The organism is Pseudomonas sp. NFACC39-1, from assembly GCF_900110355.1.
In the GTDB taxonomy this organism is placed as follows: Bacteria; Pseudomonadota; Gammaproteobacteria; order Pseudomonadales; family Pseudomonadaceae; genus Aquipseudomonas; species Aquipseudomonas tehranensis.
Window position 1 is genome coordinate 19,456 of sequence record NZ_FODL01000023.1, and the last position, 24,179, is coordinate 43,634.

At 60.9% G+C, this 24,179-nt stretch carries 24 protein-coding genes; 10 read left to right on the forward strand and 14 right to left on the reverse strand.

The genetic code is table 11. The annotated features are described in order from the left end of the window. Positions 1–71 precede the first annotated feature (71 nt). The 4 genes from BMY45_RS26240 to BMY45_RS26255 form a co-directional block, all read right to left on the reverse strand. Positions 72–1,310: a M20/M25/M40 family metallo-hydrolase gene (locus BMY45_RS26240; RefSeq protein ID WP_092403203.1), complete on the reverse strand. Its 1,239-nt coding sequence runs from the start codon at positions 1,308–1,310 to the stop codon at positions 72–74. Between the two features lie 355 nt (positions 1,311–1,665). Then, the gene (locus BMY45_RS26245; RefSeq protein ID WP_092403205.1) at positions 1,666–2,529 is read right to left on the reverse strand and encodes a class I SAM-dependent methyltransferase; all 864 of its coding nucleotides are present in this window, start codon (positions 2,527–2,529) and stop codon (positions 1,666–1,668) included. 26 nt (positions 2,530–2,555) lie between these two features. Next, the gene (locus BMY45_RS26250; RefSeq protein ID WP_054984084.1) at positions 2,556–2,945 is read right to left on the reverse strand and encodes an antibiotic biosynthesis monooxygenase family protein; all 390 of its coding nucleotides are present in this window, start codon (positions 2,943–2,945) and stop codon (positions 2,556–2,558) included. Between the two features lie 92 nt (positions 2,946–3,037). Next, complete coding sequence (locus BMY45_RS26255) at positions 3,038–3,931, reverse strand: NAD(P)/FAD-dependent oxidoreductase (RefSeq protein ID WP_092403207.1); 894 nt, start codon at positions 3,929–3,931, stop codon at positions 3,038–3,040. Between the two features lie 105 nt (positions 3,932–4,036). Here BMY45_RS26255 and BMY45_RS26260 point away from each other — a divergent pair, with 105 nt between their 5' ends. From BMY45_RS26260 to tal, 3 genes are all read left to right on the forward strand, one after another. Beyond that, entirely contained in the window at positions 4,037–4,684 is a 648-nt protein-coding gene (locus BMY45_RS26260; protein WP_092403209.1) for a TetR/AcrR family transcriptional regulator, read from the forward strand. Between the two features lie 205 nt (positions 4,685–4,889). Further along, positions 4,890–5,885, forward strand: a complete 996-nt coding sequence (dusA, locus tag BMY45_RS26265) for a tRNA dihydrouridine(20/20a) synthase DusA (protein ID WP_092403211.1) — start codon at positions 4,890–4,892, stop codon at positions 5,883–5,885. Positions 5,886–6,063: 178 nt separating this feature from the next. Beyond that, positions 6,064–6,990 (forward strand): transaldolase, encoded by a 927-nt coding sequence (gene tal, locus BMY45_RS26270; protein ID WP_092403213.1) that lies wholly within the window; start codon positions 6,064–6,066, stop codon positions 6,988–6,990. Positions 6,991–7,338: 348 nt separating this feature from the next. Here the strand turns inward: tal and rssC are convergent, their stop codons facing one another. From rssC to BMY45_RS26285, 3 genes are all read right to left on the reverse strand, one after another. Next, positions 7,339–7,821 carry an anti-sigma factor antagonist RssC gene (rssC, locus tag BMY45_RS26275; RefSeq protein ID WP_047227232.1) on the reverse strand — a complete coding sequence of 161 codons (483 nt, stop codon included), beginning with the start codon at positions 7,819–7,821 and terminating at the stop codon, positions 7,339–7,341. After that, complete coding sequence (gene rssB / locus BMY45_RS26280; protein WP_092403215.1) at positions 7,821–9,002, reverse strand: two-component system response regulator RssB; 1,182 nt, start codon at positions 9,000–9,002, stop codon at positions 7,821–7,823. The genes rssC and rssB overlap by 1 nt, the downstream gene beginning before the upstream one ends. A gap of 345 nt (positions 9,003–9,347) precedes the next feature. Continuing rightward, positions 9,348–10,037: an MlaA family lipoprotein gene (locus tag BMY45_RS26285; protein ID WP_092403217.1), complete on the reverse strand. Its 690-nt coding sequence runs from the start codon at positions 10,035–10,037 to the stop codon at positions 9,348–9,350. Positions 10,038–10,236: 199 nt separating this feature from the next. Here BMY45_RS26285 and BMY45_RS26290 point away from each other — a divergent pair, with 199 nt between their 5' ends. Together BMY45_RS26290 and BMY45_RS26295 are read left to right on the forward strand one after the other, a co-directional pair. Further along, the gene (locus BMY45_RS26290; protein ID WP_092403219.1) at positions 10,237–10,857 is read left to right on the forward strand and encodes an HAD superfamily inactivated hydrolase PcrP; all 621 of its coding nucleotides are present in this window, start codon (positions 10,237–10,239) and stop codon (positions 10,855–10,857) included. A gap of 109 nt (positions 10,858–10,966) precedes the next feature. Next, a complete protein-coding gene (locus BMY45_RS26295) occupies positions 10,967–11,230 on the forward strand; it encodes a DUF4404 family protein (protein WP_092403221.1) in 264 nt (87 codons plus the stop codon). A gap of 174 nt (positions 11,231–11,404) precedes the next feature. Here the strand turns inward: BMY45_RS26295 and queF are convergent, their stop codons facing one another. Together queF and BMY45_RS26305 are read right to left on the reverse strand one after the other, a co-directional pair. Further along, positions 11,405–12,235: an NADPH-dependent 7-cyano-7-deazaguanine reductase QueF gene (queF, locus tag BMY45_RS26300; protein ID WP_092403223.1), complete on the reverse strand. Its 831-nt coding sequence runs from the start codon at positions 12,233–12,235 to the stop codon at positions 11,405–11,407. A 61-nt stretch (positions 12,236–12,296) separates the two neighbouring features. Beyond that, positions 12,297–12,818, reverse strand: a complete 522-nt coding sequence (locus tag BMY45_RS26305) for a copper-resistant cuproprotein CopI (protein WP_092403225.1) — start codon at positions 12,816–12,818, stop codon at positions 12,297–12,299. 151 nt (positions 12,819–12,969) lie between these two features. Here BMY45_RS26305 and BMY45_RS26310 point away from each other — a divergent pair, with 151 nt between their 5' ends. Continuing rightward, entirely contained in the window at positions 12,970–13,650 is a 681-nt protein-coding gene (locus BMY45_RS26310; RefSeq protein ID WP_092403227.1) for a heavy metal response regulator transcription factor, read from the forward strand. Continuing rightward, positions 13,647–15,005, forward strand: a complete 1,359-nt coding sequence (locus BMY45_RS26315) for a heavy metal sensor histidine kinase (protein ID WP_092403229.1) — start codon at positions 13,647–13,649, stop codon at positions 15,003–15,005. Before BMY45_RS26310 ends, BMY45_RS26315 begins: the two co-directional genes overlap by 4 nt. Before the next feature lie 163 nt (positions 15,006–15,168). Here BMY45_RS26315 and BMY45_RS26320 read toward each other — a convergent pair whose 3' ends face one another. From BMY45_RS26320 to BMY45_RS26330, 3 genes are all read right to left on the reverse strand, one after another. Next, positions 15,169–16,413, reverse strand: coding sequence for a lipoprotein-releasing ABC transporter permease subunit (locus tag BMY45_RS26320; RefSeq protein WP_092403231.1), 1,245 nt, complete (start codon positions 16,411–16,413; stop codon positions 15,169–15,171). Between the two features lie 63 nt (positions 16,414–16,476). Further along, a complete protein-coding gene (gene lolD / locus BMY45_RS26325; protein ID WP_162843734.1) occupies positions 16,477–17,160 on the reverse strand; it encodes a lipoprotein-releasing ABC transporter ATP-binding protein LolD in 684 nt (227 codons plus the stop codon). A 7-nt stretch (positions 17,161–17,167) separates the two neighbouring features. Continuing rightward, positions 17,168–18,418 (reverse strand): lipoprotein-releasing ABC transporter permease subunit, encoded by a 1,251-nt coding sequence (locus BMY45_RS26330; protein ID WP_092403233.1) that lies wholly within the window; start codon positions 18,416–18,418, stop codon positions 17,168–17,170. Positions 18,419–18,512: 94 nt separating this feature from the next. On the opposite strand from BMY45_RS26330, the gene BMY45_RS26335 reads away from it, so the two are divergent. Continuing rightward, positions 18,513–19,109, forward strand: coding sequence for a PilZ domain-containing protein (locus BMY45_RS26335; protein WP_092403235.1), 597 nt, complete (start codon positions 18,513–18,515; stop codon positions 19,107–19,109). Next, positions 19,106–19,828: a glycerophosphodiester phosphodiesterase gene (locus BMY45_RS26340; protein WP_092403237.1), complete on the forward strand. Its 723-nt coding sequence runs from the start codon at positions 19,106–19,108 to the stop codon at positions 19,826–19,828. Before BMY45_RS26335 ends, BMY45_RS26340 begins: the two co-directional genes overlap by 4 nt. A 42-nt stretch (positions 19,829–19,870) precedes the next feature. Here BMY45_RS26340 and sthA read toward each other — a convergent pair whose 3' ends face one another. Together sthA and BMY45_RS26350 are read right to left on the reverse strand one after the other, a co-directional pair. Then, complete coding sequence (sthA, locus tag BMY45_RS26345) at positions 19,871–21,265, reverse strand: Si-specific NAD(P)(+) transhydrogenase (protein WP_047227219.1); 1,395 nt, start codon at positions 21,263–21,265, stop codon at positions 19,871–19,873. Between the two features lie 211 nt (positions 21,266–21,476). Further along, positions 21,477–22,526 (reverse strand): FAD:protein FMN transferase, encoded by a 1,050-nt coding sequence (locus tag BMY45_RS26350; RefSeq protein ID WP_256573681.1) that lies wholly within the window; start codon positions 22,524–22,526, stop codon positions 21,477–21,479. Positions 22,527–22,706: 180 nt separating this feature from the next. Between BMY45_RS26350 and BMY45_RS26355 the strand changes: the two genes are divergently transcribed. After that, positions 22,707–24,005 carry an MFS transporter gene (locus BMY45_RS26355; protein ID WP_092403241.1) on the forward strand — a complete coding sequence of 433 codons (1,299 nt, stop codon included), beginning with the start codon at positions 22,707–22,709 and terminating at the stop codon, positions 24,003–24,005. Positions 24,006–24,179 lie beyond the last annotated feature (174 nt).

Sequence of the window (24,179 nt, forward strand, 5' to 3'; positions counted from 1 at the left end):
CAGGCGCAGCCGAGCGGGAGCAAGGTTCTTCGCCACAAAAGCCTGTGTGCCCTTAAAGAACCGGCAGCGCTTTACCGCCCCGCCAACTCCATGATCATCCGCGACAACAGATAAATCCTTGGCACCACACTCTCAACCTCCGCGTATTCCTCAGGCGTATGAATGTTGCCGCCGACAATGCCGAAGCCATCCAGCGTCGGCGTGCCCACCCCAGCCGACAGGCTGGCATCCGCCGCGCCACCGCTGCCCTCTTCGGTGAGTTTGCGCCCCAATTCGCCATAGATGCCCTGGGCCATGGCCATCAAACGGTCCGACTCCGCCGTCTGCGGCATCGGCGGCAGGCCGCGCTTGAGGCTAGTGGTGACTTCAGTGTCGGCGATCAGTTTGTCTTGCGACACGCGCGCCAGGTCTTTTTCGATGCGGTCGAACTCTTCCGGTACCGCTGCCCGCACATCGGCCTTGGCGCTGGCCTGGTCGGGAATCACGTTGGTCCGGTCGCCGGCCTGGAGCACCGTGAAGTTGATGGTGGTTTTCTTTTCCGCGTCGCCCAGCTTGCCCAGTTGCAGGATCTGGTGCGCGGCTTCCATCGCCGCATTGCGCCCCAGCTCCGGCGCGACACCGGCATGGGACGCCTTGCCCTTGACCTCCACCAGCGCCGTGGCACTGCCCTTGCGCCAGACCACCAAACCATCGGCCGGACGACCCGGTTCAAGGTTGAGAGTCACGTCATGGGCCTTGGCGGTTTTCTTGATCAGGTCGGTGGCAACGTCCGAGCCGGTTTCTTCGCTGGCGTCGAGCAGGAAGGTGATTTGCGCGTAGTTCTTGAAGTCCAGGTTCTTGAGCACCTTCAACGCATAGATCCCAGCGACGATCCCACCCTTGTCATCCATCACCCCCGGCCCGTAGGCCCGGCCGTCCTTGATATGGAACGGACGCTCGGCGGCCGAGCCTTCCTTGAACACCGTGTCCATGTGGGCCATCAGCAGAATTTTCGCCTTACCGGAGCCCTTGAAGGTCGCCAGGATGTGCTGGGTGCCGTCCGAGCTGGGCACCTTTTCGATGGTGGCGCCCAACTTCTGCAATTCATCGATGGCAATGTCACCGACCTGGTTCAACCCCGGCACATACCCGGAGCCTGAGTCGATGTTGACCAGCCGTTCCAGCAGTTTCAGGGCTTCGCCCTTGTACTGTTCGGCGTCGCTCAGGACTTGTTGATGGGGCTGCGCGAAAGCAACGGGGGCGAAGGCACCGAGGGCCAGGCTCAGGCCGAGACTGACGGCCAAACGAGAGCGAAGAGCGGTCATCGTCATGATTTCATCCTTGTTTCGTATCGGGAGAGGGCTCAAGCAACCCTACCCGACTATGGGGCGAGGCTCTAGCCAGACAGCCACCAAACAGAGGGGATAGGTTTATTTAACTTGGGTCCAACCGATTGGCGCATACGATCCTCGCCATGCAGATGGCTACGCTGTAATGCTTGTCGCTCCAATCCATCGATGACGCCGTGCTCGGTATCGATCAGATAATTCGTGGAATAAGAGTAAAGACATTCGTGAGTGGCCGCTTTTGCCGAGGAACGGATGACCAAGCAAGAAAGGACATCAATCTGACCGGCCAAAGACGCCCCGCTCCACCGAGCAGGGGCGTCTCCACTGTTAATCCTTGTCAGCTTGCCGGATTGCGTGCCATGACGATCCACGCCGCGCCGTCGATCATCACCGACCGCTCGCCGGGGAGGCTCGCGAAGGCGGCACGAACCGCGGCCCAGGCGCGGGCACGGATGTCGTCGGGCTGACTAGCGAGCACAAGCGACAATGGGCCGCCTTCGAACGCCATCTTCACCGCGTCGTCGATCGCCGCGTCCCGCGTCCCGCCCTCGCCGAACGGGATGGAAGCATCGAAGGGCGCGATAGCGATATCGCTGAAGCCGGCCGCTGTCAGGATACGTGTCACGCGTCCCCGGTCGCCGAACGAGAATGGGCCGGGCGCTTCGGGATCGGGCGGTGCGGTCGGCGGGACAATGCCCTTGATCGCGCCCATCGGCAGGCGCACCCAATCGTTCTCGGTCACGCCGCGCCAGCAGACGAAAGCGACCCGCCCGCCCGGCCGGAGCGCGCGACGCATATGGGCGAACGCCCCTGTCGGATCGTCGAAGAACATCACCCCGAAACGGGAGAACAGGATGTCGAATGCGCCCTCTGGCAGCTCGGCGCTGCTGGCGTCCGCTACCCGGAACTGGGCCGGCGTATCCTGTGGCGCAAGGGCCCGCGCTCGACCGATCAGCGGTTCGGATATGTCCACGCCCAGTACATGGCCGCCCGCGCCGACGCGGGCGGCCAGGGCCAGACTCGACGCACCCGCGCCGCAGCCGACGTCCAGCACGCACTCCCCCGTCGCGGGTGCGGCGGCTTCTATCGCGGCCTGGCCGAACACCGCAAACATGGCGTCGAGCCGGGCCTGGTTGGCGGCCCAGTACTCTCCGCTTTGGCCATTCCAGTCGGCGACCTGATAGGCATTTTGCTCTGTCATGACATCTCCTCGTTTTGATTCGCTCTTCAGGCCGTGCAAAAGCCGGGGACGGCGACCTTCTGGAACAGGTGCGGGCTGCCTACGACGGATGATGGATAGGCCGAAAGCTTCGCGACGAACTCAGGATGGGTGAGGCCGGCGCGGACCGTCTCGGTGGATTCCCACACCACATAGTTCAGGTAAGTCGGGCTATCGCCGATCGCTCGATGCAGTTGCATGGAAATGAAGCCCGGTTGCTTCGTTATGATCTCGGCAGCCGCCTTGAAAGCATCCAGGAAGCCCGCTTCGTCGGCGTAATCGAGCGTGAAGAGGTTAATGAGCACGACTGGCGCGGCCGCGATGCCGAGCTGGCGCTCAAGCGGGAATTTATCGTCTAGCGGTTTGAATTTACGGTCTTGCGGCTTTTGGTCGGCCATGGTGGGTGCTCCCGTCTAGTATGAAGTTGAAACCGGCGTGATCAATGCTGCTTCGAAGCGACCTTTAGAAGCCTGCGACAACCGAAGTGCCCTCAAACCAGCATCGACTGCTGGGCGGAGATGCCCGCCGTCGCGCCTTGCCATGATGCCGTGGTAACCGAGGGCATTCCGGGGTTGGCGAGGTCGCCGGCGGCGTAGATGCCGGGCACGCTGGTTTCGCGGCGCTCGTCGACCTTGAGGACGATGCCCTGGGGCGTATCGACCGTGGCGAGACCCAGCGATTCATGCAGGCGTGCGGACGGCTTGTTGCGCGGATGCGCAAACAGGATGTCGACCGCGACAGAGGGGCCGGCGTCGAGCCTGACGGTGGCGTTATGGCTCTCGTCATGGTCGATTTCGGTGACCCGGCCATCGACGACAGGGATGCCACGGCGCGCCAGATCGGCCCGAATGTCGGGTGAAATGTCGTGACCATTGGCGAAGACCGTCAACGTGTCAGTCCAATCGTGGTACAGCCTGACGTAGTTGTGCGACATTGGGCCGGACCAGACGAGACCCCAATGCCGGCCGGCAACTTCAAAGCCGTCGCAATAGGGGCAAGGCACGATTGAGGAGCCCCAGCCTTCGGCAAAGCCGGGAACTTCAGGCATCTGGTCGGCGACGCCATAGCTCAGGATCAGGCGGCGCGCCCTGAGGGTTTCGCCCTCACCCGTGAGGACGGAAAAATCGTCGATGGCGCCGGAGACGCTCTCGGCCCGGGCAGCGACCAGCCTGATCGTAGGATAGCGCGCCAGCTGCTGCCGCGCCTCGGCCAGGATCTCCAGCGGTGGCTGGTGGTCGTGGCCGAGCAGTCCATGCGAGTGGTCGGCGAAGCGATTGCGCGGCAGGCCGGTATCGAGAACGGTGACCTTTCGACGGGCACGGCCAAGCTGCAGCGCGGCGGCAAGCCCGGCAAAGCTGCCGCCGATGATGATGACGTCATTCATGGTGATGGGCTCCGTGTATGGATGAGGAGATAGGCTTGTATCTTTTAGATACTTTGAAGTACCATAATTCACGAATTAGAATACTGTCAAGTACTGGAATTTTTTATGACCGAAAACAGCCAGGCCCGGCGCGGCCGGCCCGCCAACGAGGCGCTTGGCCAAACGATAGTCGACGCCGCAGGCGAACTTTTTGTGGAATTGGGTTTTCAAGCGACGACAATGGACAAGGTCGCCCAGCGGGCGAAGATATCCAAGCTAAGCATCTATCGGCACTTCGAGAACAAGGAGGCGCTGTTCAGTGCGGCCATTGCGGCCCACTGTCATCAGTTTGCACCGCAGGCCCTTATTGAAGGCGTCGGCGGTTCGGCGGCAGATCAGCTCATGGCGGTGGGAACATCCCTGCTTCGCACGTTGTTGAGCCCCGACGTGCGCAGTGTCGAAGCCATGATCATGGCCGACAAGACGAATCAAAAGTCGTTAAGCAAGCGCCAATACGAAGCCGGCCCCGCCTATGTCATTGCCCAGATCGAGGCACTGTTGCGTCAGTTGCACGCGAAGGCGGTTCTGAACGTGCCCGATCCTCTCCAGTCCGCCCGCTTGTTTGCCGCGCTTTTCAAAGGATCCGATCTCCTGATGATCGCGCGCTTCGATGAGGTAAGAGCAGAGGACGACAACGAAATCGAATCCTATTGCCGGGCGGCCGTCACCATGTTCATCGCCGCGCACGGTGGCAACGACCACGCGGGCGGATAAGAGGAAAAAAGGGGATTTATTTACCGCCCCTGCGACGGCATGCAATCCCAACACAGCAACCAGCGCCCTAAGATTCCCGACCAAAACCGGGAATCTCTGACCCAGCCGGGAGATTCAACTCTCTCACCAATCTAGCCCCGCCAGCCTTACCCTATCCCATTCCTGATAAACTCCCCGCCTCTGCCCTACCCATTCAGATTCCCCAATGCCCTTAATCACAGCCGCCCCCCAATCACTCTCCCGCCGCTTCAGCGTGGCGCCGATGATGGATTGGACTGACCCCCACTGCAGGTTCTTCCTACGCATCCTCTCCAAACACGCCCTGCTCTACACCGAGATGGTCACCACGGGCGCGTTGCTCAACGGTGATCACGAGCGCTTCCTGCGCCACCATGAAGCCGAGCATCCCCTGGCGCTTCAGCTCGGTGGCAGTGTCCCGGCTGATTTGGCCGCGTGCGCTCGGATGGCTCAGGCGCATGGCTATGATGAGGTCAATCTCAACGTCGGCTGCCCAAGCGATCGTGTGCAGAACAACATGATCGGCGCATGCCTGATGGGGCATCCCGCGCTGGTGGCTGATTGTGTGAAGGCGATGCGTGATGCGGTGTCGATTCCGGTGACGGTCAAGCATCGGATCGGGATCAACGGGCGGGACAGTTACGAGCAGTTGTGTGAGTTCGTCGGGACGGTGCGTGACGCCGGGTGTACGAGTTTTACCGTGCATGCGCGGATTGCGATTCTGGAGGGGCTGTCGCCCAAGGAGAATCGTGACATTCCGCCGCTGCGCTATGACGTGGCGGCGCGGTTGAAAGCGGATTTCCCGGAGTTGGAAATTGTGCTTAACGGCGGGATCAAGACGCTGGAAGCCTGCCATGAGCATTTGCAGACATTCGATGGCGTGATGCTGGGGCGCGAGGCGTATCACAACCCGTATCTGCTGGCCGAGGTGGATCAACAACTGTTTGGCAGCAGCGCGCCTGTCATCACCCGCGCCGAGGCGTTGGCGCAGTTGCGACCTTACATCGCCAATCATCTGGCCGCCGGTGGGGCGATGCATCACATCACCCGCCACGTGCTGGGGCTGGGCACCGGGTTTCCGGGGGCACGGCGGTTTCGGCAGTTGTTGTCGGTGGATATCCACAAAACCAAGGACCCGCTGGCGTTGCTGGATCAGGCGGCGGGCATGCTGGAAGGCCGCTGACCGTCACTTGCTTTGAACCTGAGTCCTGTTTTGGCATCGTATCTATCGATACCCACCCCGGCCTTTCAAACAGCCGTTTTCAGGTTGTTGCCGCTGGGGCCATTGATCCTCCTTCACGCCCTTGAGTGGCTGCCGGCCCTCGGGTAATGTCAACAGACCCATAGGACAGAGCACGCTCATGACTTCCAAGCTGGAACAACTCAAACAATTCACTACCGTAGTGGCCGATACCGGCGACTTCGAAGCCATCGCCCGCGTTAAACCCGTGGATGCCACCACCAACCCTTCCCTGCTGCTCAAGGCCTCGGCCATTCAAGGCTACGCCGAGCTGCTGAACGCTTGTGTGGCGGATTGCAAGGGCGATGTGGGCCTGGCCAGCGACCGCTTCGGCGTGGCGGTCGGGCAAGAAATTCTCAAGGTGATTCCGGGGCGCATTTCCACTGAAGTGGATGCGCGCCTGTCGTTCGATACCGAAGCCATGTTGAAACGTGCGCATCGCCTGATCGACCTGTACGAAAAGGCCGGTGTTGGCCGCGATCGCGTGCTGATCAAGATCGCGTCCACCTGGGAAGGTATTCGCGCCGCCGAGCAGCTGGAGCGTGAAGGCATCCAGTGCAACCTGACGCTGCTGTTCTCCTTCGCCCAGGCCGCGGCCTGTGCCGATGCCGGCGTGTTCCTGATTTCGCCTTTTGTCGGCCGCATCTACGACTGGTACAAGAAGGCCAACGGCAACGACTACACCGGTGCCGATGATCCGGGCGTGCAGTCGGTGACGCGCATCTACAACTACTACAAGGCCAATGACTACAAAACCGTGGTCATGGGCGCCAGCTTCCGCAACCTCAACCAGATCGAGCAATTGGCCGGCTGCGACCGATTGACGGTCAGCCCGGAACTGCTGGAGAAACTGGCCGCCGACGAAGGCAAGCTGGAACGTAAACTGGCGCCTGGGCAAGCCGGCGAAGCGCGCTTGAGTCTCAATGAAGCGCAGTTCCGCTGGTTGTCCAACGAGGACGCCATGGCGACTGAGAAACTGGCTGAAGGCATTCGTCAGTTCGCGCGGGACCAGGAGAAGCTTGAGGCGTTGCTGCAAGCCAAGCTTTGAGGTAATTCGAAGGTGATGCAAAAGGGCGAACCTTGATGGGTTCGCCCTTTTTTATAGGCTTGGGATGGTGGCTTGCTGGCCGGGCGTCATCGCGAGCAGGCTCGCTCCCACAAGGTCACCCATCGACCACGATATCCGAATCTGCCCAAATCCCCCTATGGGAGCGGGCTTGCTCGCGAAGGCGGTGGGTCAGCTTGCATCGATGCAGAATCTACCGGCCCCTTCGCGAGCAAGCCCGCTCCCACAGGGGGGTTGGGTTCTGAGCACAAAATCGAAGAACACCATCGATCCATTGTGGGAGCGAGCCTGCTCGCGATGAGGCCCGCTCAGTCGACGCAAACCTATGAATCAGGGCCGCTCCAGCGCACTCACCAGGTCATGGAACGCTTCACGATTGGAATCGTTCAGCCCCATGAGGATCTTATGGGCTTCGAGCACCTTGATCCGCACTTCCTCTTCCGATTGATCCTGATCGGGTAGATCGTCCAGGCACTCAGGGCATGGCACGGGATCGCCGACAATATTGAATACCTGGTCGAAGCCCATCGATTGCAGCAACCGGGTGATGTCGTTGTGGGTGGTGACCACGGTCGGCAGCAGGCCGACCTTTTGCCGCGACAGGATCGACAGCTTGGCCAGCAGGCCCAGGGTGGTGCTGTCGATGCTGCGGGTTTCGGTCAGGTCGATCACGATGGCGTTGAAGTTCAACGCGGTGAAGATCCGCTCAATAGTCGCATCCAGCGCCGAACAGAGGGTCAGGCGCACTTCACCGACAAACTTCAGGACAAAGGTGCCGTCCTGCTCGGCGAACTGGATTCTACCGGTACTCATCAAAGATTCCTGCTCAACACTAACAGGGCGATATCATCCGGCATCTCCCCTAGCGTGGCTAATCCAAACACTTGACGCAAGCCTTCCAGGCTGCCGCCCGCTGCGCTTACCCGTTCAGGCAAGGCCGCTTCTTTCTCTTTGAGTGTAGGTTCTGACAAAAGGTCCAGAATGCCATCAGACATCAGCGTCAGGCTGAAGGTCGATGGCAGTTCCAGCACGTGGTCTTCGTAGGTGGCCTCGTTGAACAGACCCACCGGCAAACCGCGCCCTTCCAGGTAACGAACACTGTCTGGCGTATACAACACAGGCAACGGCAGATGACCGCCGATGCTATAGGTCAACAAACCCGTCTCCTCGTCGATGACTCCACCGACCATCGTGACGTGTTTGCCCAGCTTACAACTGATCAGGCCCCGGTTGATATGACCAAGGACTTCTGAAGGCTTGAACTCAGGCAACGTGCCGTTGCGCTTGGATTCGAACAGCAGGCGCGTGGTCATGAACTTCAATAGGACCGTCACGAACGCTGACGACGCGCCATGGCCGGAAACGTCCGCCAGGTAGAACGCCACTCGACGTTCATCGACCCGGAAATAGTCGACAAAATCCCCCGACAGATACAAAGACGGGATGATCTGGTGGGCAAACCGGAAATCGTCGACGGTCCAGGGACTGACCGGCAACATGTTCATCTGCACTTGGCGGCCGGCGTTCTGGTCTTCCTGCAACAGGTTCAGGCTGGCTTCCAGCTCGCGGTTGGCGGTTTCCAGCTTTTCGCGATAACGCTGGTTCTCCACCAACAGGCGTGAACGGTCCAGGGCCCGGCGCACCGAGTGCTCAAGCACGGCCAGGTCTTCAAGGGGCTTGATCAGGTAATCGGCCGCGCCCAGGCGCAACGCCTCGACCGCGTCATTCATCACGCCCGCGCCCGAAACCACGATGACCGGGGTCTGCGAGGAAAGCTCGGTGACCTGGCGAATGAGTTCGAGTCCGCCCATCTGCGGCATGCGCAGGTCGCAGATGACCAGGTCGGGCTTGTCTTGCTCGAATACCTGAAGACCCTGTTGACCGTTGCTGGCCTGCAGGACGCTGAAACCACTGTCTTCCAAGTAGGCTGCGAGGCTGGCTCGCACCACTTCGTCATCATCGATTATCAGCAGCGTGGCACTGGTTTTTGGCATGTGGGCAAACGGCGCCAGAATTAGGTTGGCGTAGCGGGCTGGGCAACTGGGCCTGGCGCTGGCTACTGGATTCGCTTTCTAGCCTCTCTGTCGCACCGCACGCAGGTCCTTGTCCTACACACAGTTACATCAGAGGTGCCCTTCTAAGGCGCAGACGGTACTCCCATCCGCGGGGCGTTTCAAGCTCATGCAGATAGCCGCTCGCCGTCTTGGTTTGTCAAAGTACAGAGAGTTATAAGAACCGGGCGAAGCGTAACTCAATGGAAGGTTGGATCCCTGCTTAAACAGTGCCTCAAAACAAAGAAGGCGGCCCTGAGGCCGCCTTCCTGGGGTTACCGGGCGAAGTTAAAAATCATCTTCGACCTGGCCATCCTTGACCTTGAATTCACGGTTTTGCAGGAAGGCGTTGCGGATAAACACGTACTTGTCGCCACTCACCAATTTTTCGGCGGACAACAGACTGGCGCGGGTATCCACGATGTTGAGGCCGAAGATTGAGTTACGCACCGAGACGTTGTCGATGTAACGATAGGGGGCCGCGTAGTTATCGACGAACTTGGCCGGCGCGTCACGCAGGGTGCTTGGCCCCAGCAATGGCAGCATGACGTACGGGCCACTGCCCACGCCCCAGTAACCCAGGGTCTGGCCGAAATCTTCATCACTGCGTTGCAGACCCATCCGGGTACCCACGTCGAAGAACCCCAACAGGCCGAAGGTGGTGTTGAAGATCAACCGCGCCGTGTCGACCCCTGCAGCAGCCGGCTTGGCCTGCAATACATTGTTGGCCAGATTGCCCACGTCGCCGATGTTGCGGAACATGTTGTGGATGCCGTCTTCGAGAAATTGCGGCGTCACGTACTGATAACCCTGGGCCAGCGGCTTGAGCGCGTAGGTATCAACGGTGTCGTTGAAGGTAAAGATCGGGCGGTTGATGCTTTCCCAAGGATCGTCTTCCGTTGCGGCCTGGGCGGCGAAGGGGACTAGCAGGACGCAGGCAGACACACACAGCTGAGCTAGACAATGGCTCCAGCGCATAGGGAAAACTCCTTGGATTATTCAGGCAAGGGCGCCGAGCCCAGGCGGTAAGGGGGCTAGTATAAAGCGGAACGCTTGGATAGACAGCACTGAAAGAGAAGCTGCTCGTAGGATTTTTCCGCACCCGGCGCCTTCATTTCACTGTCATTGGACTGTCATTGAGGCACGTTAGGCTGCGGGATATTTCAAGGACGTTCCCATGCCCCGCGCCGAAACCCTGCCCTTGCCCGCTCCCAGCCTGACCGCCGTACTGTTTGGCTTGAGCGGTTGTCTGGTGGATTTCGGGGCAAGGGCGCGACAGTCAGGAGCAGTGCCAACCGAGCATTCGCAGCCAACCCCCGGCGCCCTCGAAAGCCTGCGCCTTCTGCAGCTTCAGGAGATTCCCTGCGCCTGGCTCGACGAACTGCCCCCCGCCGTCAGTCATAGCCTGGCAGCTTCGTTACCGGCGTGGATCAAATCGCCGCAACTTCCAGCAACAAATTATCCGTGGCCGGCCCCGCATGCCTGCTGGCAGGCCTTGATGGCGTTGAACGTCCAGCAATTGGACGGTTGCGTGCTGGTCAGCGGCGAGCCTCGCTTGTTGCAGTCGGGGCTCAATGCCGGCTTGTGGACCATCGGGCTGGCGTCCTGCGGCTCGCTGTGTGGCCTGGCGCCGAACGAATGGCAGATCCTGAGCCAACAGGAACGCGAGACCAAGCGCGCCAGGGCCACCGTGCAGTTGTTCGGTCTGGGGGTGCATTCGGTGATCGATCACCTGGGTGAACTCGACACCTGCCTGGCGGATATCAGCCTGCGTCGGCTCAAAGGTGAAAAGCCCTGACCGAGATCATGCAGGGTGCACGAGGGTGGATTACTCTTAAGGCAAGCCACGGACTTTTGACGCACCGTCGCGGTCCATGGCTGTGCCTATCAATAAAGGGAGTACGCCAATGCCTGCCCGCGAATTGCAGAAACAACTTGATGAACTGCGCGAGCAATTGGAACAGAACCCGCCGCTTTCGGGGCCTGAACGCGAGAATCTGCATCAACTGATGATTCAGCTCGAAGCCGAGATCGAACTGGATAACAAGCTGCAGAACAATGACCTGGTCGATGGCGTGAACCTGGCCGTCGAACGCTTCGAACTGGATCACCCCGCCATTGCCGGGACTTTGCGCAACATCGTGCAAGCCTTGGGCAATATGGGAATCTGAACCCGCCGGATGCAAAAAAGCCCCGCTATCAACAGCGGGGCTTTTTCAGTTTTCACGATATGAAATGCAATCCCCCTGTGGGAGCGAGCCTGCTCGCGATAGCGGTGCGTCAGTCAACAACACTGACGGATGTGCCAACCTCATCGCGAGCAGGCTCGCTCCCACATTGGATATCTATTGCCGGACCAGGCGATGGTTCGGCAGCTGTACCTCTTCGGTACTGCGATACGGGTTGATGTCCAGCCCACCGCGCCGCACATAGCGCGCATACACCGTCAATTTTTCCGGTTTGAGCAATCGCTGCAAGTCGAGAAAAATCCGCTCCACGCACTGCTCATGGAAATCCGAATGCTGGCGGAAGCTGACGATGTAGGCCAACAGGCTGGCAGGGTCCAGCGCCGCACCGCGATATTGCACCGCCACGCTGCCCCAGTCTGGCTGGCTGGTGACCGGGCAATTGGATTTGAGCAGATGACTGTGCAGACTTTCCTCCACGATGCGCGACTCGTCGCAACGCAGCAGCTCCGGGCGCGGATGCGCGTAGGAGTCGACGCTGATGTCCAGGTCATCGATGCATACGCCGGGAAGCGCCACGACACCTTCACTTTCCACCTCTTTCAGGCTGCGGATCCGCACGCCCACCGGTTTACCGGCGGCCGCCGACAGGTCCTGGCGCAGGGTCGCTTCCAGGCTCGCGGTATCAGCGAAGGGCGTCTGGTTCAGCGAGTTGAGGTACAGCTTGAAAGATTTGGATTCGATGATGTTCGGTGAATCCGCCGCGATTGCGAATTCGCCAATGGCCACCACCGGCTTGCCGGACGGCAGCAGCCACGACAGCTCGAAACAGTTCCAGAAATCCACGCCCTTGTATGGCAGGGTCTCGGCCGTCAGGCCCAGTTCCGCCCATTTCGCGGTGCGCGGGATCGGAAACAGCAGTGACGGCGTGTACGTGGCGATGTATTCGCTGGATTTGCCCAGCGGCGAATGTTCGGCTGCGGGATGCATGACGGAAACCTGACTGAAGAATCAGCCGATTCTATCAGCCTTTGCCCCAGCCTTTGAGTGCTTACTGACTGACTGTCAGCTTGCCTTTCATACCGGCCTGGTAATGGCCGGGCACATTACAGGCGAACTCCAGCCGCATGGCTTTGTTGAAGGTCCAGGTCAACTCGGCGGTTTTGCCCGGTTCCACCAACACGCTGTTGGGGTCTTCGTGGCGCATACCGGCCTGCCCGTGGCCCATCGCGTCATGAGCCATGCCTGGCTTCATTGCGGTCGGGGTCAACTGTCCGCTCTGTTGCATCTTGAGCATTTGCTGCTGATGTTCGGCGTGCATCGCGGCATTGCCCAGGTTGAACTCATGCAGCAACTGACCGTTATTGATCAGTACGAACCGAACGGTCTCCCCAGCCTTGATATCAAGCGCACCGGGATCGAACGTCATGTCCCCCATCACCACATCGATGCTGCGAGTGGCCTTGGCCGCCGATGCAGGCTGGCCGAAATCGAAATGGCCCGGTGACGCCCACGTGGGCGTACTGAGCACCAGTGCAAAGGCGGCCAGGATCAAGCGGTTTGCCATTAACATGTCCATACTCCTGTGGGATTGAGCTTGGGGGAACTCTATCCCTGTACGCCTGCCAATCGGCTGACGGCCCGATTACAACTTTGTCAGGTAGCGCCACGGCCCCGCCCGACGCGGTATAACGCCCTCGTTCCAACAACGCCTTGAGCTGCCCATGAAACTGCTGATCGTCGAAGACCAAACCAAAACCGGCCAATACCTGCGCCAGGGCCTGACCGAAGCGGGGTTCAACGCCGATCTGGTGGCCGATGGCATTACTGGTCAGCAATTGGCCTTGAGCGGCGAATATGCCTTGCTGATCCTCGATGTGATGCTACCCGGCCGCGATGGCTGGCAAATTCTGCAGGCCGTGCGCGGGGCCGGCCTGGATACACCGGTGCTGTTTCTCACCGCGCGGGATGCGGTTCAGGATCGCGTGCATGGCCTGGAGTTGGGCGCCGACGATTACCTGGTCAAACCCTTTGCCTTTTCCGAACTACTGGCACGAGTCCGCAGCCTGTTGCGCCGGGGTAGCTCGACACCCCAGGAAACCAGCCTGCGACTGGCAGACCTGCGCCTGGACCTGATCCGCCGCCGCGTCGAACGTAGCGGCCGGCGCATCGACCTGACGGCCAAAGAGTTCGCGTTGCTGGAGCTGCTCCTGCGTCGCCAGGGCGAGGTCCTACCCAAATCCCTGATTGCTTCCCAAGTCTGGGATATGAATTTCGACAGCGACACCAACGTCATCGAAGTCGCGATACGGCGCCTGCGAATCAAGATCGACGATGACTTCCCCAGCAAGCTGATCCACACCGTGCGGGGCATGGGGTATGTGCTTGAAGAGCGCAGCCTGTGAGGGGGCGTTGGTCGCTGAGCAGCCGGCTGGCGCTGCTGTTCGCCGCCTGCACCGCCGTGGTGTCCCTGTTTGCCGGCGTGCTGTTCAGCCGTGGCAGCGAGGCGCACTTCATCGAGCTGGATCAGCAACTGCTCGAAGGCAAGCTGATCGACCTGCGGCGCGCCCTGCAAGGGCTTGATGCCGAGCAAACCCAAAGCCGTCTGGCTAGTGAACTCAGTCGCCAGGCCGACTTGGCCTTGCGCATCAAAGGCAGTGATGGCGTGCGCTGGTACGACAGTTCGCTGCGGATTCCGGCGCAATTGCCGGAGCGTCCCGGCCTCTCCACCCTCAGCGATGCCGACACTGACTACCGGGTATTGAATGCACCGCTGTACCCCGACCGCCCCGACTCGCCGCAACTGACGCTGCTGCTGGACATCACCCACCACCAGCACTTCCTGCAACGCATGCAGCGCCTGATCTGGTTGACAGTCGGCCTCTCGGCCCTGGCTACCGCCCTGCTCGGCGCCTGGGCCGCCCGGCGCGGCTTGCGCCCGTTGCGGCGCATGGGGACCATCGCCGGCAGCGTCTCAGCCCGTTCGCTCAATGCCCGACTGCCGGAAGAACACATGCCCGCCGAACTGGCGGAACTGGCCCACAGCATCAACGACATGCTGCGACGCCTCGATGATGCGTTTCAGCGGCTCTCGGCGTTCTCTGCCGACATCGCCCATGAACTGCGCACCCCGTTATCGAACCTGTTGACCCACACCCAGGTCACCCTCACCCGCGAACGCTCGCTGGAGGATTATCGCGAAGCGTTGCACAGCAACCTTGAAGAGCTGCAATGGATGGCGCAGTTGGTCAACGACATGCTCTACCTGGCCAAGGCTGACCACGGCTTGCTGGCACCCAGCCGCGAACCGCTGGAACTGGCTCAGGAAGTGGATCTGCTGCTGGAGTTTTTCGCCCCGCTGGCCGAAGACGCCCACGTGCGCTTGAGCCGTGAAGGCAACGGCCGCATCGAGGGCGACCGCAGCATGTTGCGCCGAGCCCTTTCCAACTTGCTGGACAATGCTTTGCGCTTCACGCCTAACGGTGGCGAAGTACGGGTACATATTGTCGAGGACGTTGGGCAGGTGCAGGTGAATATGGAGAACAGCGGTGACGGGATTTCAGCGGACTTGCTGCCGCGTTTGTTCGACCGCTTCTATCGCGCCGACCCGGCCCGCCAAGAAGGTAGCAGTGAACACGCTGGGTTGGGACTGGCTATCACCCGCTCCATCGTCCGCGCCCACGGCGGGCAGATCCGCTGCGAATCGGCCGATGGCTGGACGCGGTTTTTGATTGAGTTGCCGAAGGCAGGCCAGCCCTGACACAAACCCCGTGGCGAGGGAGCTTGCTCCCGTTGGAGCGCGAAGCGCTCCCAAAAATCTGAAAGCCCGCACATCAATTTGCATAAGCCCCCCCACTTTTGGGGCTGCTGCGCAGCCCAGCGGGAGCAAGCTCCCTCGCCACGGGGAGACTGGCTGCGGGGTCTCAGGAATACCGCAACGCCTGTGCCGGCTCGACCTTCGCCGCACGCCAGGCCGGGTAAACCGTGGCGAGGAAGCTGAGGATGAACCCGGCCGAGCAGATCAGCACCACATCACCGCGTTGAAGCTCCGAGGGCAGGTTGCTGACGAAATACACGTCGGAACTGAAAATATGCTGGCCAGTGACCCTTTCGAACCAACCCACTAAATCACTGACGTTCAGCGCCGCAATCACCCCCAGCACGCCGCCGATCAGCGTGCCGACCACGCCAATCACCGTGCCCTGGACCATGAAGATCGCCATGATCTGCCGGGGCGTGGCGCCGATGGTGCGCAGGATCGCGATATCTGCGCCCTTATCGTTCACCACCATGATCAGGGTCGCGATGATGTTGAATGCCGCCACCGCGACAATCATCAACAACAGCAGGCCGATCATGGTTTTTTCCATCTTCATGGCACTGAACAGGCTGCCCTGGGTGTGGGTCCAGTCGTCGGCCTTGTAGGCCGTACCGAGGCCCGTGGCGATGTCGGCGGAAACTTGCGGCGCGGCGTACAGGTCCTTGACCGCCAGGCGCACGCTTTGCACCTGATTCGGCTGCCAATGCTGCATTTGCGCGGCGTCGGCCACGTGGATCAGCGCCATGGAGCCGTCCAGCTCGGCGCCCACCTTGAATACGCCGACCACATTCAAGCGCTGCATCCGCGGGGTGATGCCACCCGGCGCGGTGCTGATTTCCGGCACGATCAGGGTCAGTTTGTCACCGACGTTCAGCCGGAAGCGCCGGGCGGTGATTTCACCGATCACCACGCCAAACTCGCCCGGTTTCAAGGCATCGAGTCGCCCCTGGACAATATGCTGGGCGACGATGGACACCTTGCCTTCCTGGGCCGGGTCGATGCCGCTGATCTGGATCGGCTGCATCGCGCCTTTATGGCTGAGCATGCCTTCCATTTCGGTGAACGGTACGGCGGCAGTCACCTCGGGGTTTTTCAGCGCCGCAGCGGCCACCGGCTGCCAATCATCAATCGGCTTGACGCCGACAATGGTGGCGTGGGGCACCATGCCGAGGATGCGCGAGCTCATTTCGCGCTGGAAGCCGTTCATCACCGACAACACCACGATCATCGCCAGCACCCCCAGGGCGAGGCCGATCATCGAGGTCATGGAGATGAACGAAACAAAGCGATTGCGGCGCTTGGCGCGGGTATAGCGCGTGCCGATGAAGATCGATAACGGTCTGAACATTCGCGGGGCACCGTATAAAAATAAAAGACCCGGCGCTTGCAGCAAGCGCCGGGTTTCGGTCGGTCAAATGGGCGTCAGGCAACCTTCCTGCAAGTGCAGGACGCGGTCCATCTGCCGGGCCAGGTTCATGTCGTGGGTCACCACCAGGAACGCGGTGCGCATCGACGTGCTGAGCTCCAGCATCAGGTCCTGAATGCCTTGGGCGGTGTGGGAGTCGAGGTTGCCGGTGGGTTCGTCGAGCATCACCAGCCCAGGCTTGTTGACCAGAGCCCGGGCAATCGCCACGCGCTGGCGCTCGCCACCGGACAGCTCGGCCGGCTTGTGCTCCAGGCGATGACCCAGCCCTACCCGCTCCAGCAACGCCGTGGCGCGCTGACGGGCTTCAGGAATCGCGGTGCGGCCGATCAACAGCGGCATGCAGACGTTTTCCAGGGCGGTGAACTCAGGCAGCAAATGGTGGAACTGGTAGACGAAACCCAGGGAGCGGTTGCGCAGCAGGCCACGGGCCTTCTCGTTCAGCGCCGAGAGCTCTTCGCCCGCCAGCCAGACACTGCCGGCCGTCGGCGTATCGAGGCCGCCCAGCAGATTGAGCAAAGTGCTTTTACCCGACCCGGAGGTGCCGACAATCGCCACACGTTCGCCCGGATGCAGCTCCAACTGCAAGCCCGACAACACCACCACCGACTCCGGACCCTCCTCGTAGGATTTGCCCAGGTTACGGCAGCTCAAGATTGCTTTTTCACTCATACCCGACTCACTCATAACGTAACGCCTCCGCAGGCTGGGTGCGCGCGGCACGCCAGGCTGGATACAGGGTGGCGAGGAAACTCAGGACCAACGCGGCGCCGCAGACCATCAACACATCGTCTGTCTGCAACTGCGACGGCAGGTAGTCGATGAAGTACACGTCGGCGTTGAGAAACTTGTGCCCGATCAGGCCTTCGAGGGCGGCAATCGCAGCGCTGACGTTGAGCGCGGCAAACATGCCGACCAAGGCACCGACGAGGGTGCCGATCACGCCAATGACCGTGCCCTGGACCATGAAGATCCGCATGATCTGCCCCGGCGTGGCGCCGAGGGTACGCAGGATGGCGATGTCGCCCTTCTTGTCGTTCACCACCATCACCAGGGTGGAGATGATGTTGAATGCCGCCACGGCGACGATCAGCAACAAAAGCAGGCCGATCATGGCTTTTTCCATGCGAATCGCCTGGTACAGATTGCCGTGGGTGCGCGTCCAGTCCCGGGCGTAGTAACGGTCTTCGCCGAGCTGCTGGGCGATGGTCCAGGCAACCCGCGGCGCCTGAAACAGGTCGTCGAACTTCAAGCGCAGGCCCTGGACCTGGTCCGGCTTCCAGCGATGCAAACGGGCCAGGTCCTGAAGGTTGGTCACGCCCAGGTAACCGTCCAACTCGCCGGCGCCGACATGGAAAATGCCGACCACGGTAAAGCGCTTCATACGCGGGAACATACCGCCCGGGGTCACGGTGACCTCCGGTGCCACGAAGGTCAGCTTGTCGCCGATGGCCGCGCCGAGCTTGGCCGCGGCCTTGTCACCGATGACGATGCCGAAGCTGCCGGGCGCCAGGTCGTCGAGTTGGCCCTGCTGCATGAAGTTGTCGATGATCGACACCTGCCGCTCAAGCCCGGGGTCAATGCCATTGAGCAAGACCTTGGAAACCTTGCCGTTGTTGGTCAGCAGCCCCTGCATTTGGGTGAACGGCGCAACCGCCAGCACCTGCGGGTTCTGCTTGACCTTGGCGGCCAGGCTCGGCCAGTCGCTGATGGCTTCGCCGGTTTCAAGCGTTGCGTGGGGCACCATGCCCAGCACGCGAGTGCGCATTTCATGGTCGAAGCCGTTCATCACCGACAGCACGACGATCATCACGACCACGCCAAGGGCCAGTCCGATGATTGAAGTCAGGGAAATGAACGATACGAAATGATTGCGACGTTTTGCACGGGTATAACGCGTGCCGATAAATACGAAGAGAGGTCTGAACATGTCGGGGCTTGTTCGGAGGGAAAAGGAACGTCCTTGTGGCGGGGGTCACAAACCAGCTTTACACTCAGACCACCGCCGCTACCATGGGTTCGCCATGTCGACATTAGATGAAGAAGATCGCCGCGAATACTACCGTATCGAGGACACGATCGCACTGGAAATTCGGCCCCTCTCCATTCCTGAAGCTGCTGGCCAGGAAGTGTTGCAGGATGCTTCTCCACTGTTCAATCTGCTCAGCGAATTGCACCTGAGCGAATTCGAATCGCAACACCTGCTGCGCCAGATCAGCGAGCGCGAGCGTAGCATCACGGCTTACCTCAAAGCGATGAACAAACGCATCGACCTGCTCAGCCAGGTCATTGCCCTGACCGCGCTCGGCGAGATCGGCGAGCCGCAGCCGGTGATCATTTCCGAAGGGGGTATCGACTTCCAATACCCCACCCCCATTGCCGTCGGCGCGCATCTGTCGATCAAGATGGTGCTGATGCCCCAGGCTCTGGGGCTGTTGCTGCGGGCCCGGGTGACTCATTGCGACCCCAAGGGCGATGGCTACGACGTGGGCACCGAGTTCGAACGCCCCACCGACGCCCAGCGTCAGTTGCTGGCCCGCTACATCCTGCAGAAACAGGCGCAAGAGCGGCGCCTGGCGCGCGAACTGAACGAATCCGGCACCAATAAGGAAGAACCGTGACCCTCATTTATGGCCACCGCGGCGCCAAGGGCGAAGCGCCAGAAAATACCCTGACCGGTTTCCAGGAGTGCCTCAAGCACGGCGTGCGCCGATGCGAGTTGGACCTGCACCTGTCCATGGACGGCGAGTTGATGGTGATCCACGACCCGACCCTCAAGCGCACCACCGATCGCCGGGGCAAGGTCGTGGAGCATTCGGCCGCCGAGCTGGTGACCTACGATGCGCGCAAGGGTGGCCCGGGCTGGATCAAGCCGTGCCCGATCCCGCGCCTGGAGGAGCTGTTCGAAAAATGTGATTTCGAGCATTGGCAACTGGAGGTCAAGAGTGCCTCACGCACCCGCGCCGCTGCCACCGTGCTGGGAATCCGCGAAATGGCCCAGCGTTTCGGGTTGCTGGACAAAATCACCATCACCTCCAGCTCCCGGGAAGTGCTCAAAGCTGCCCTGGACCTGACCCCGGACATCGCCCGCGGACTGGTGGCCGAATACGCCTGGCTCGACCCGCTGAAGGTCGCGCAGAGTTACGGTTGCCAGATTCTGGCCCTCAACTGGACGCTGTGTACGCCGGAACGCCTGATCAAGGCCCAGCGTCAGGGGTTGCATGTATCAGTGTGGACCGTCAACGAACCCGCGCTGATGCGCAGGCTCGCCGACTTCGGCGTTGACAGCCTGATTACAGACTTTCCCGGTTTGGCCACTGCCACCCTCGAGAATTGCTGAAATCGGTCTCCCCGGCCGGCTCAGGCCACCGGCCGGAGCCGCTCAAAAAAGCCGGTTGAGCCCGTCATAGGCCGCTACCCGATAGGCTTCGGCCATGGTCGGGTAGTTGAAGGTCGTGTTGACGAAGTATTTCAGCGTGTTCAGCTCGCCCGGCTGGTTCATGATCGCCTGGCCGATGTGAACGATCTCCGACGCCTGATAACCGAAGCAGTGCACGCCCAGCACTTCCAGCGTCTCGCGGTGGAAGAGGATCTTCAGCATGCCCTGCGGCTCTCCGGCGATCTGCGCCCGCGCCATGCTCTTGAAGAAGGCCTTGCCCACTTCATAGGGCACCTTGGCCTGGGTCAGTTCCTGCTCGTTCTTGCCGATCGAGCTGATCTCCGGAATGGTGTAGATGCCGGTCGGTACGTCGTTGACGAAGCGCCAGCTCCCGTTGTCGACAATGCTCCCGGCCGCTGAACGGCCCTGGTCATGGGCGGCGCTGGCCAGACTCGGCCAACCGATCACGTCACCGGCGCCGTAGATGTTCGTCACGCAGGTGCGGTAGTTCTCGTCAACTTCGATCTGGCCACGGCTGTTGACCTTCACGCCGATGTTTTCCAGGCCCAGGGTGTCGGTGTTGCCGGTACGGCCGTTGCACCAGAGCAAGGCGTCGGCCTTGATTTTCTTGCCGGACTTGAGGTGCAGGATCACGCCGTTGTCCACGCCTTCGACGCGGTCGTAGTCTTCATTGTGGCGCACGGTGATGTTGTTGTTGCTGAAGTGATAGCTCAGGGCCTGGGAGATTTCCGAGTCCAGGAAGCTCAGCAACTGGCCGCGGTTATCCACCAGTTCCACCAGCACACCGAGGCCGCTGAAGATCGAGGCGTATTCGCAACCGATCACCCCGGCGCCGTAGACAATCAGCTTACGCGGGGTATGGCCCAGGCTCAGGATCGTGTCGCTATCGTAGATACGTGCGTGGTTGAAATCGATATCGGCCGGACGATACGGGCGCGAGCCGGTGGCGATAATGATGTGCTTGGCCACCAGCTTTTCGACCACGCCATTGCCGCACACCACTTCAACAGTCTGCTCGTCGGCAAAGCTGCCGGTGCCGAAGAACACATCGACCCGGTTGCGGGCGTAGTAACCGGTGCGCGAGGCCACTTGCTTGGAGATCACCTTCTCGGCGCTCTTGAGCACGTCCGGGAAGGAGAACCAGCGCGGCTCGCCGATGGCGCGGAACATCGGGTTGGTGTTGAACTGCATGATCTGCCGGACCGAGTGACGCAAGGCCTTGGACGGGATGGTGCCCAAGTGGGTGCAGTTGCCACCGACCTGCCGACGGCTGTCGACCATCGCGACCTTGCGCCCTGCCTTGGCGGCGTTCATTGCCGCGCCTTCTCCCGCCGGGCCGGAACCCAATACCACCACGTCGTAGTTGTAGACAGCCATGCGTACTCCTCAGAACAGGCCGCGACGCCACACTTGGCACCACGGCTAAATCATGCCGGCCAGCGACATGAAGGAACAATTTTCAGGCCGGTTCACGAGCCCGGCCACAGTCTATAGAAGCGTCAACGCCGCGCACATTACCCCTTGGTCGCGTCGTAGGCTAGTTTTGCCTGCGCTATTTCGCCACAGGTATGCTTTCACAGCGCTGTCATCATTGGGTTTTTCCGACCGTCATCCGTTCAAATGCTTCATTGGTGCGAACGATGAAACGGTCATTGTCCCGCAACACGAAAAATACCCCGTTGCCATGCTTCTGGGCATAGTCCCAACCCCGTTCGGGACCGAGAATCAGCAACAGCGTCGACAGTCCATCGGCCATCAACGCCGAAGGATGAATCACCGTGACTGACGCCAGGTTGTGTAGGACCGGGGCACCGGTACGTGCATCAAAGGTGTGGGAGTAACGCGCCCCGTCCTGTTCGAAATAACGACGATAGTCACCGGACGTCGAGACTGCGTAGCCGTTGACTTCGATGACACGCTCAGCCACTTGCCGGTCATCCCGAGGCTCCTCCAGGGCAATGCGCCAGGCCGAGCCGTCGGGTTTACGCCCGGCAGCCTTGAGTTCACCGGTGGCTTCGGCCAGGTAACTGTCGATGCCCAGGGCCTGGAGTCTGGCGGCGATCCGGTCGACGGCATAGCCCGCAGCGATGCTGTTGAAGTCGACCTCCACCGCGGCGTCCTTGCACAGCCGGTCGCCGTCGATGCGCAAATGACCCTGCCCGACGCGCTGGCGCACCTGGGCCAAGGCTTCCGCGGTCGGCACTTTCTCTTCTCGGGATTGAGGACCGAAGCCCCACAGATTCAGCAGCGGTTCCACCGTCAGGTCAAAAGAACCGTCGCTTTGGGCTGACAACTGCTCACCCACACCGATCAGTTCGAGTACCGGACCGGGCATGACCAGACAGCTATCAGCAGGCAGCGCGTTGAAACGCTCGATGTCCGAGTCGCTGCGGTAGGTCGAGAATTGCCGATCCACTTCGGCAAGGATGTTTTCCACCTCGGCCTGCACCGCTTTCGGACCGGGCCCGGCGGAATGCCTGACGTATCGAATGGAATAATGACTGCCCATGGTCGGTCCATCGAAGCGCTCCAGGGTGTCGCCATTGCCGCAGCCGGCCAGAACCCCGACCAACACCACAAGCCCCAGCCACCGTCCAGTTAACAAATCTTCATCCCCCCTCAAAACCGCGCCGGCCATTATGGGCTTCAGCGCGTGCATGCGCGAACCTGTGGGAGCAAAGCTTGCTCGCGATGCATGCGACACGGTCCAGCTACAAGGCTGCGTTTTCGTTCATCGCGAGCAAGCTTTGCTCCCACAGGCAGCCCCCCCACAGCGTGCAGCGCCTCCATACAAGATTGTCAGAGTGAGTACCGACCCATGTCTTCCACCACGAGCAACGGCAAGGCGATTTTTCGCGTTGTCAGCGGCAACTTCCTGGAGATGTTCGACTTCATGGTCTACGGCTTCTACGCCACGGCCATCGCCAAGACGTTCTTCCCCACCGACAGTGCTTTCGCCTCGCTGATGCTGTCCCTGGCCACATTTGGCGCCGGATTCTTGATGCGCCCGTTGGGGGCGATTTTTCTCGGCGCCTACATCGACCGGCACGGCCGCCGCAAAGGCTTGATCATCACCTTGGCGATGATGGCCGCCGGCACGGTGCTTATCGCCTGTGTGCCGGGTTACGCCACCCTCGGCGTGGCGGCACCGCTGCTGGTGCTGCTGGGGCGATTGCTGCAGGGCTTTTCCGCCGGTGTTGAGCTCGGTGGTGTGTCGGTGTACCTGGCGGAAATTTCCACGCCGGGACGCAAGGGTTTCTTTGTCAGTTGGCAATCCGCCAGTCAGCAGGCGGCCGTCGTGTTTGCCGGTCTGTTGGGCGTGGGCCTCAATCACTGGCTGAGTCCCCAAGAGATGGGCGAATGGGGCTGGCGCGTGCCGTTCCTGGTGGGTTGCATGATTGTGCCGGTGATATTCGTGATCCGTCGCTCACTGGAAGAAACACCTGAGTTCCAGGCGAGAAAACATCGCCCTACCCTATCGGAAATCATCCGTTCCATCGGTCAGAATTTCGGCGTCGTCCTGGCGGGCATGGCGCTGGTGGTGATGACCACGGTGTCGTTTTACCTGATCACGGCTTACACGCCGACCTTCGGTAAAGCCGAATTGAACCTGTCGGACCTGGATGCGTTGCTGGTCACGGTATGCATCGGGCTGTCGAACTTCTTCTGGCTGCCGGTGATGGGCGCATTTTCCGACAAGATCGGACGCAAGCCCTTGCTGCTGGGCGCGACTATTCTGGCGATTCTCACGGCATATCCGGCGCTGTCCTGGCTGGTGGCGAACCCCAGCTTCAGTCATTTGCTGATCGTGGAATTGTGGTTGTCATTCCTGTATGGATCGTACAACGGCGCCATGGTCGTCGCCTTGACGGAAATCATGCCGCTCGAAGTGCGCACCACCGGCTTCTCCCTGGCCTACAGTCTGGCAACCGCGACCTTCGGCGGGTTTACCCCAGCGGCCTGCACTTATCTGATCCATGTGCTGGGCAACAAGGCCGCGCCGGGGATCTGGCTCAGTGGCGCGGCAGTGCTGGGGTTGATTGCCACCTTGGTGTTGTTCAAGGGTAATCGGCATGCGCTGCGCACTGCACAGGCTTCGATGGTGAGCGGCGCCTGATAGATTGCCTTCGTCGGATCGCCGCCCGGAGCAAGCCCGCTCCCACATTGGACCGCATGCATCAGCAGCACCCCGCTCAACTGTGGGAGATTCTATGGTTGAGGGGAAGCCCTCAAGCCGCTTTTGGTTGGTATTCGCTTTGCCCTTTCAGCAGAGCGAATACGATCCGGGCAA

Excerpts from the sequence above, each read along its gene's own strand:
- BMY45_RS26240 (WP_092403203.1), bottom strand. The coding sequence starts at position 1,310 with ATGACGATGACCGCTCTTCGCTCTCGTTTGGCCGTCAGTCTCGGCCTG.
- BMY45_RS26245 (WP_092403205.1), bottom strand. The coding sequence starts at position 2,529 with ATGACAGAGCAAAATGCCTATCAGGTCGCCGACTGGAATGGCCAAAGC.
- BMY45_RS26250 (WP_054984084.1), bottom strand. The coding sequence starts at position 2,945 with ATGGCCGACCAAAAGCCGCAAGACCGTAAATTCAAACCGCTAGACGAT.
- BMY45_RS26255 (WP_092403207.1), bottom strand. The coding sequence starts at position 3,931 with ATGAATGACGTCATCATCATCGGCGGCAGCTTTGCCGGGCTTGCCGCC.
- BMY45_RS26260 (WP_092403209.1), top strand. The coding sequence starts at position 4,037 with ATGACCGAAAACAGCCAGGCCCGGCGCGGCCGGCCCGCCAACGAGGCG.
- dusA (WP_092403211.1), top strand. The coding sequence starts at position 4,890 with ATGCCCTTAATCACAGCCGCCCCCCAATCACTCTCCCGCCGCTTCAGC.
- tal (WP_092403213.1), top strand. The coding sequence starts at position 6,064 with ATGACTTCCAAGCTGGAACAACTCAAACAATTCACTACCGTAGTGGCC.
- rssC (WP_047227232.1), bottom strand. The coding sequence starts at position 7,821 with ATGAGTACCGGTAGAATCCAGTTCGCCGAGCAGGACGGCACCTTTGTC.
- rssB (WP_092403215.1), bottom strand. The coding sequence starts at position 9,002 with ATGCCAAAAACCAGTGCCACGCTGCTGATAATCGATGATGACGAAGTG.
- BMY45_RS26285 (WP_092403217.1), bottom strand. The coding sequence starts at position 10,037 with ATGCGCTGGAGCCATTGTCTAGCTCAGCTGTGTGTGTCTGCCTGCGTC.
- BMY45_RS26290 (WP_092403219.1), top strand. The coding sequence starts at position 10,237 with ATGCCCCGCGCCGAAACCCTGCCCTTGCCCGCTCCCAGCCTGACCGCC.
- BMY45_RS26295 (WP_092403221.1), top strand. The coding sequence starts at position 10,967 with ATGCCTGCCCGCGAATTGCAGAAACAACTTGATGAACTGCGCGAGCAA.
- queF (WP_092403223.1), bottom strand. The coding sequence starts at position 12,235 with ATGCATCCCGCAGCCGAACATTCGCCGCTGGGCAAATCCAGCGAATAC.
- BMY45_RS26305 (WP_092403225.1), bottom strand. The coding sequence starts at position 12,818 with ATGTTAATGGCAAACCGCTTGATCCTGGCCGCCTTTGCACTGGTGCTC.
- BMY45_RS26310 (WP_092403227.1), top strand. The coding sequence starts at position 12,970 with ATGAAACTGCTGATCGTCGAAGACCAAACCAAAACCGGCCAATACCTG.
- BMY45_RS26320 (WP_092403231.1), bottom strand. The coding sequence starts at position 16,413 with ATGTTCAGACCGTTATCGATCTTCATCGGCACGCGCTATACCCGCGCC.
- lolD (WP_162843734.1), bottom strand. The coding sequence starts at position 17,160 with ATGAGTGAAAAAGCAATCTTGAGCTGCCGTAACCTGGGCAAATCCTAC.
- BMY45_RS26330 (WP_092403233.1), bottom strand. The coding sequence starts at position 18,418 with ATGTTCAGACCTCTCTTCGTATTTATCGGCACGCGTTATACCCGTGCA.
- BMY45_RS26335 (WP_092403235.1), top strand. The coding sequence starts at position 18,513 with ATGTCGACATTAGATGAAGAAGATCGCCGCGAATACTACCGTATCGAG.
- sthA (WP_047227219.1), bottom strand. The coding sequence starts at position 21,265 with ATGGCTGTCTACAACTACGACGTGGTGGTATTGGGTTCCGGCCCGGCG.
- BMY45_RS26350 (WP_256573681.1), bottom strand. The coding sequence starts at position 22,526 with ATGGCCGGCGCGGTTTTGAGGGGGGATGAAGATTTGTTAACTGGACGG.
- BMY45_RS26355 (WP_092403241.1), top strand. The coding sequence starts at position 22,707 with ATGTCTTCCACCACGAGCAACGGCAAGGCGATTTTTCGCGTTGTCAGC.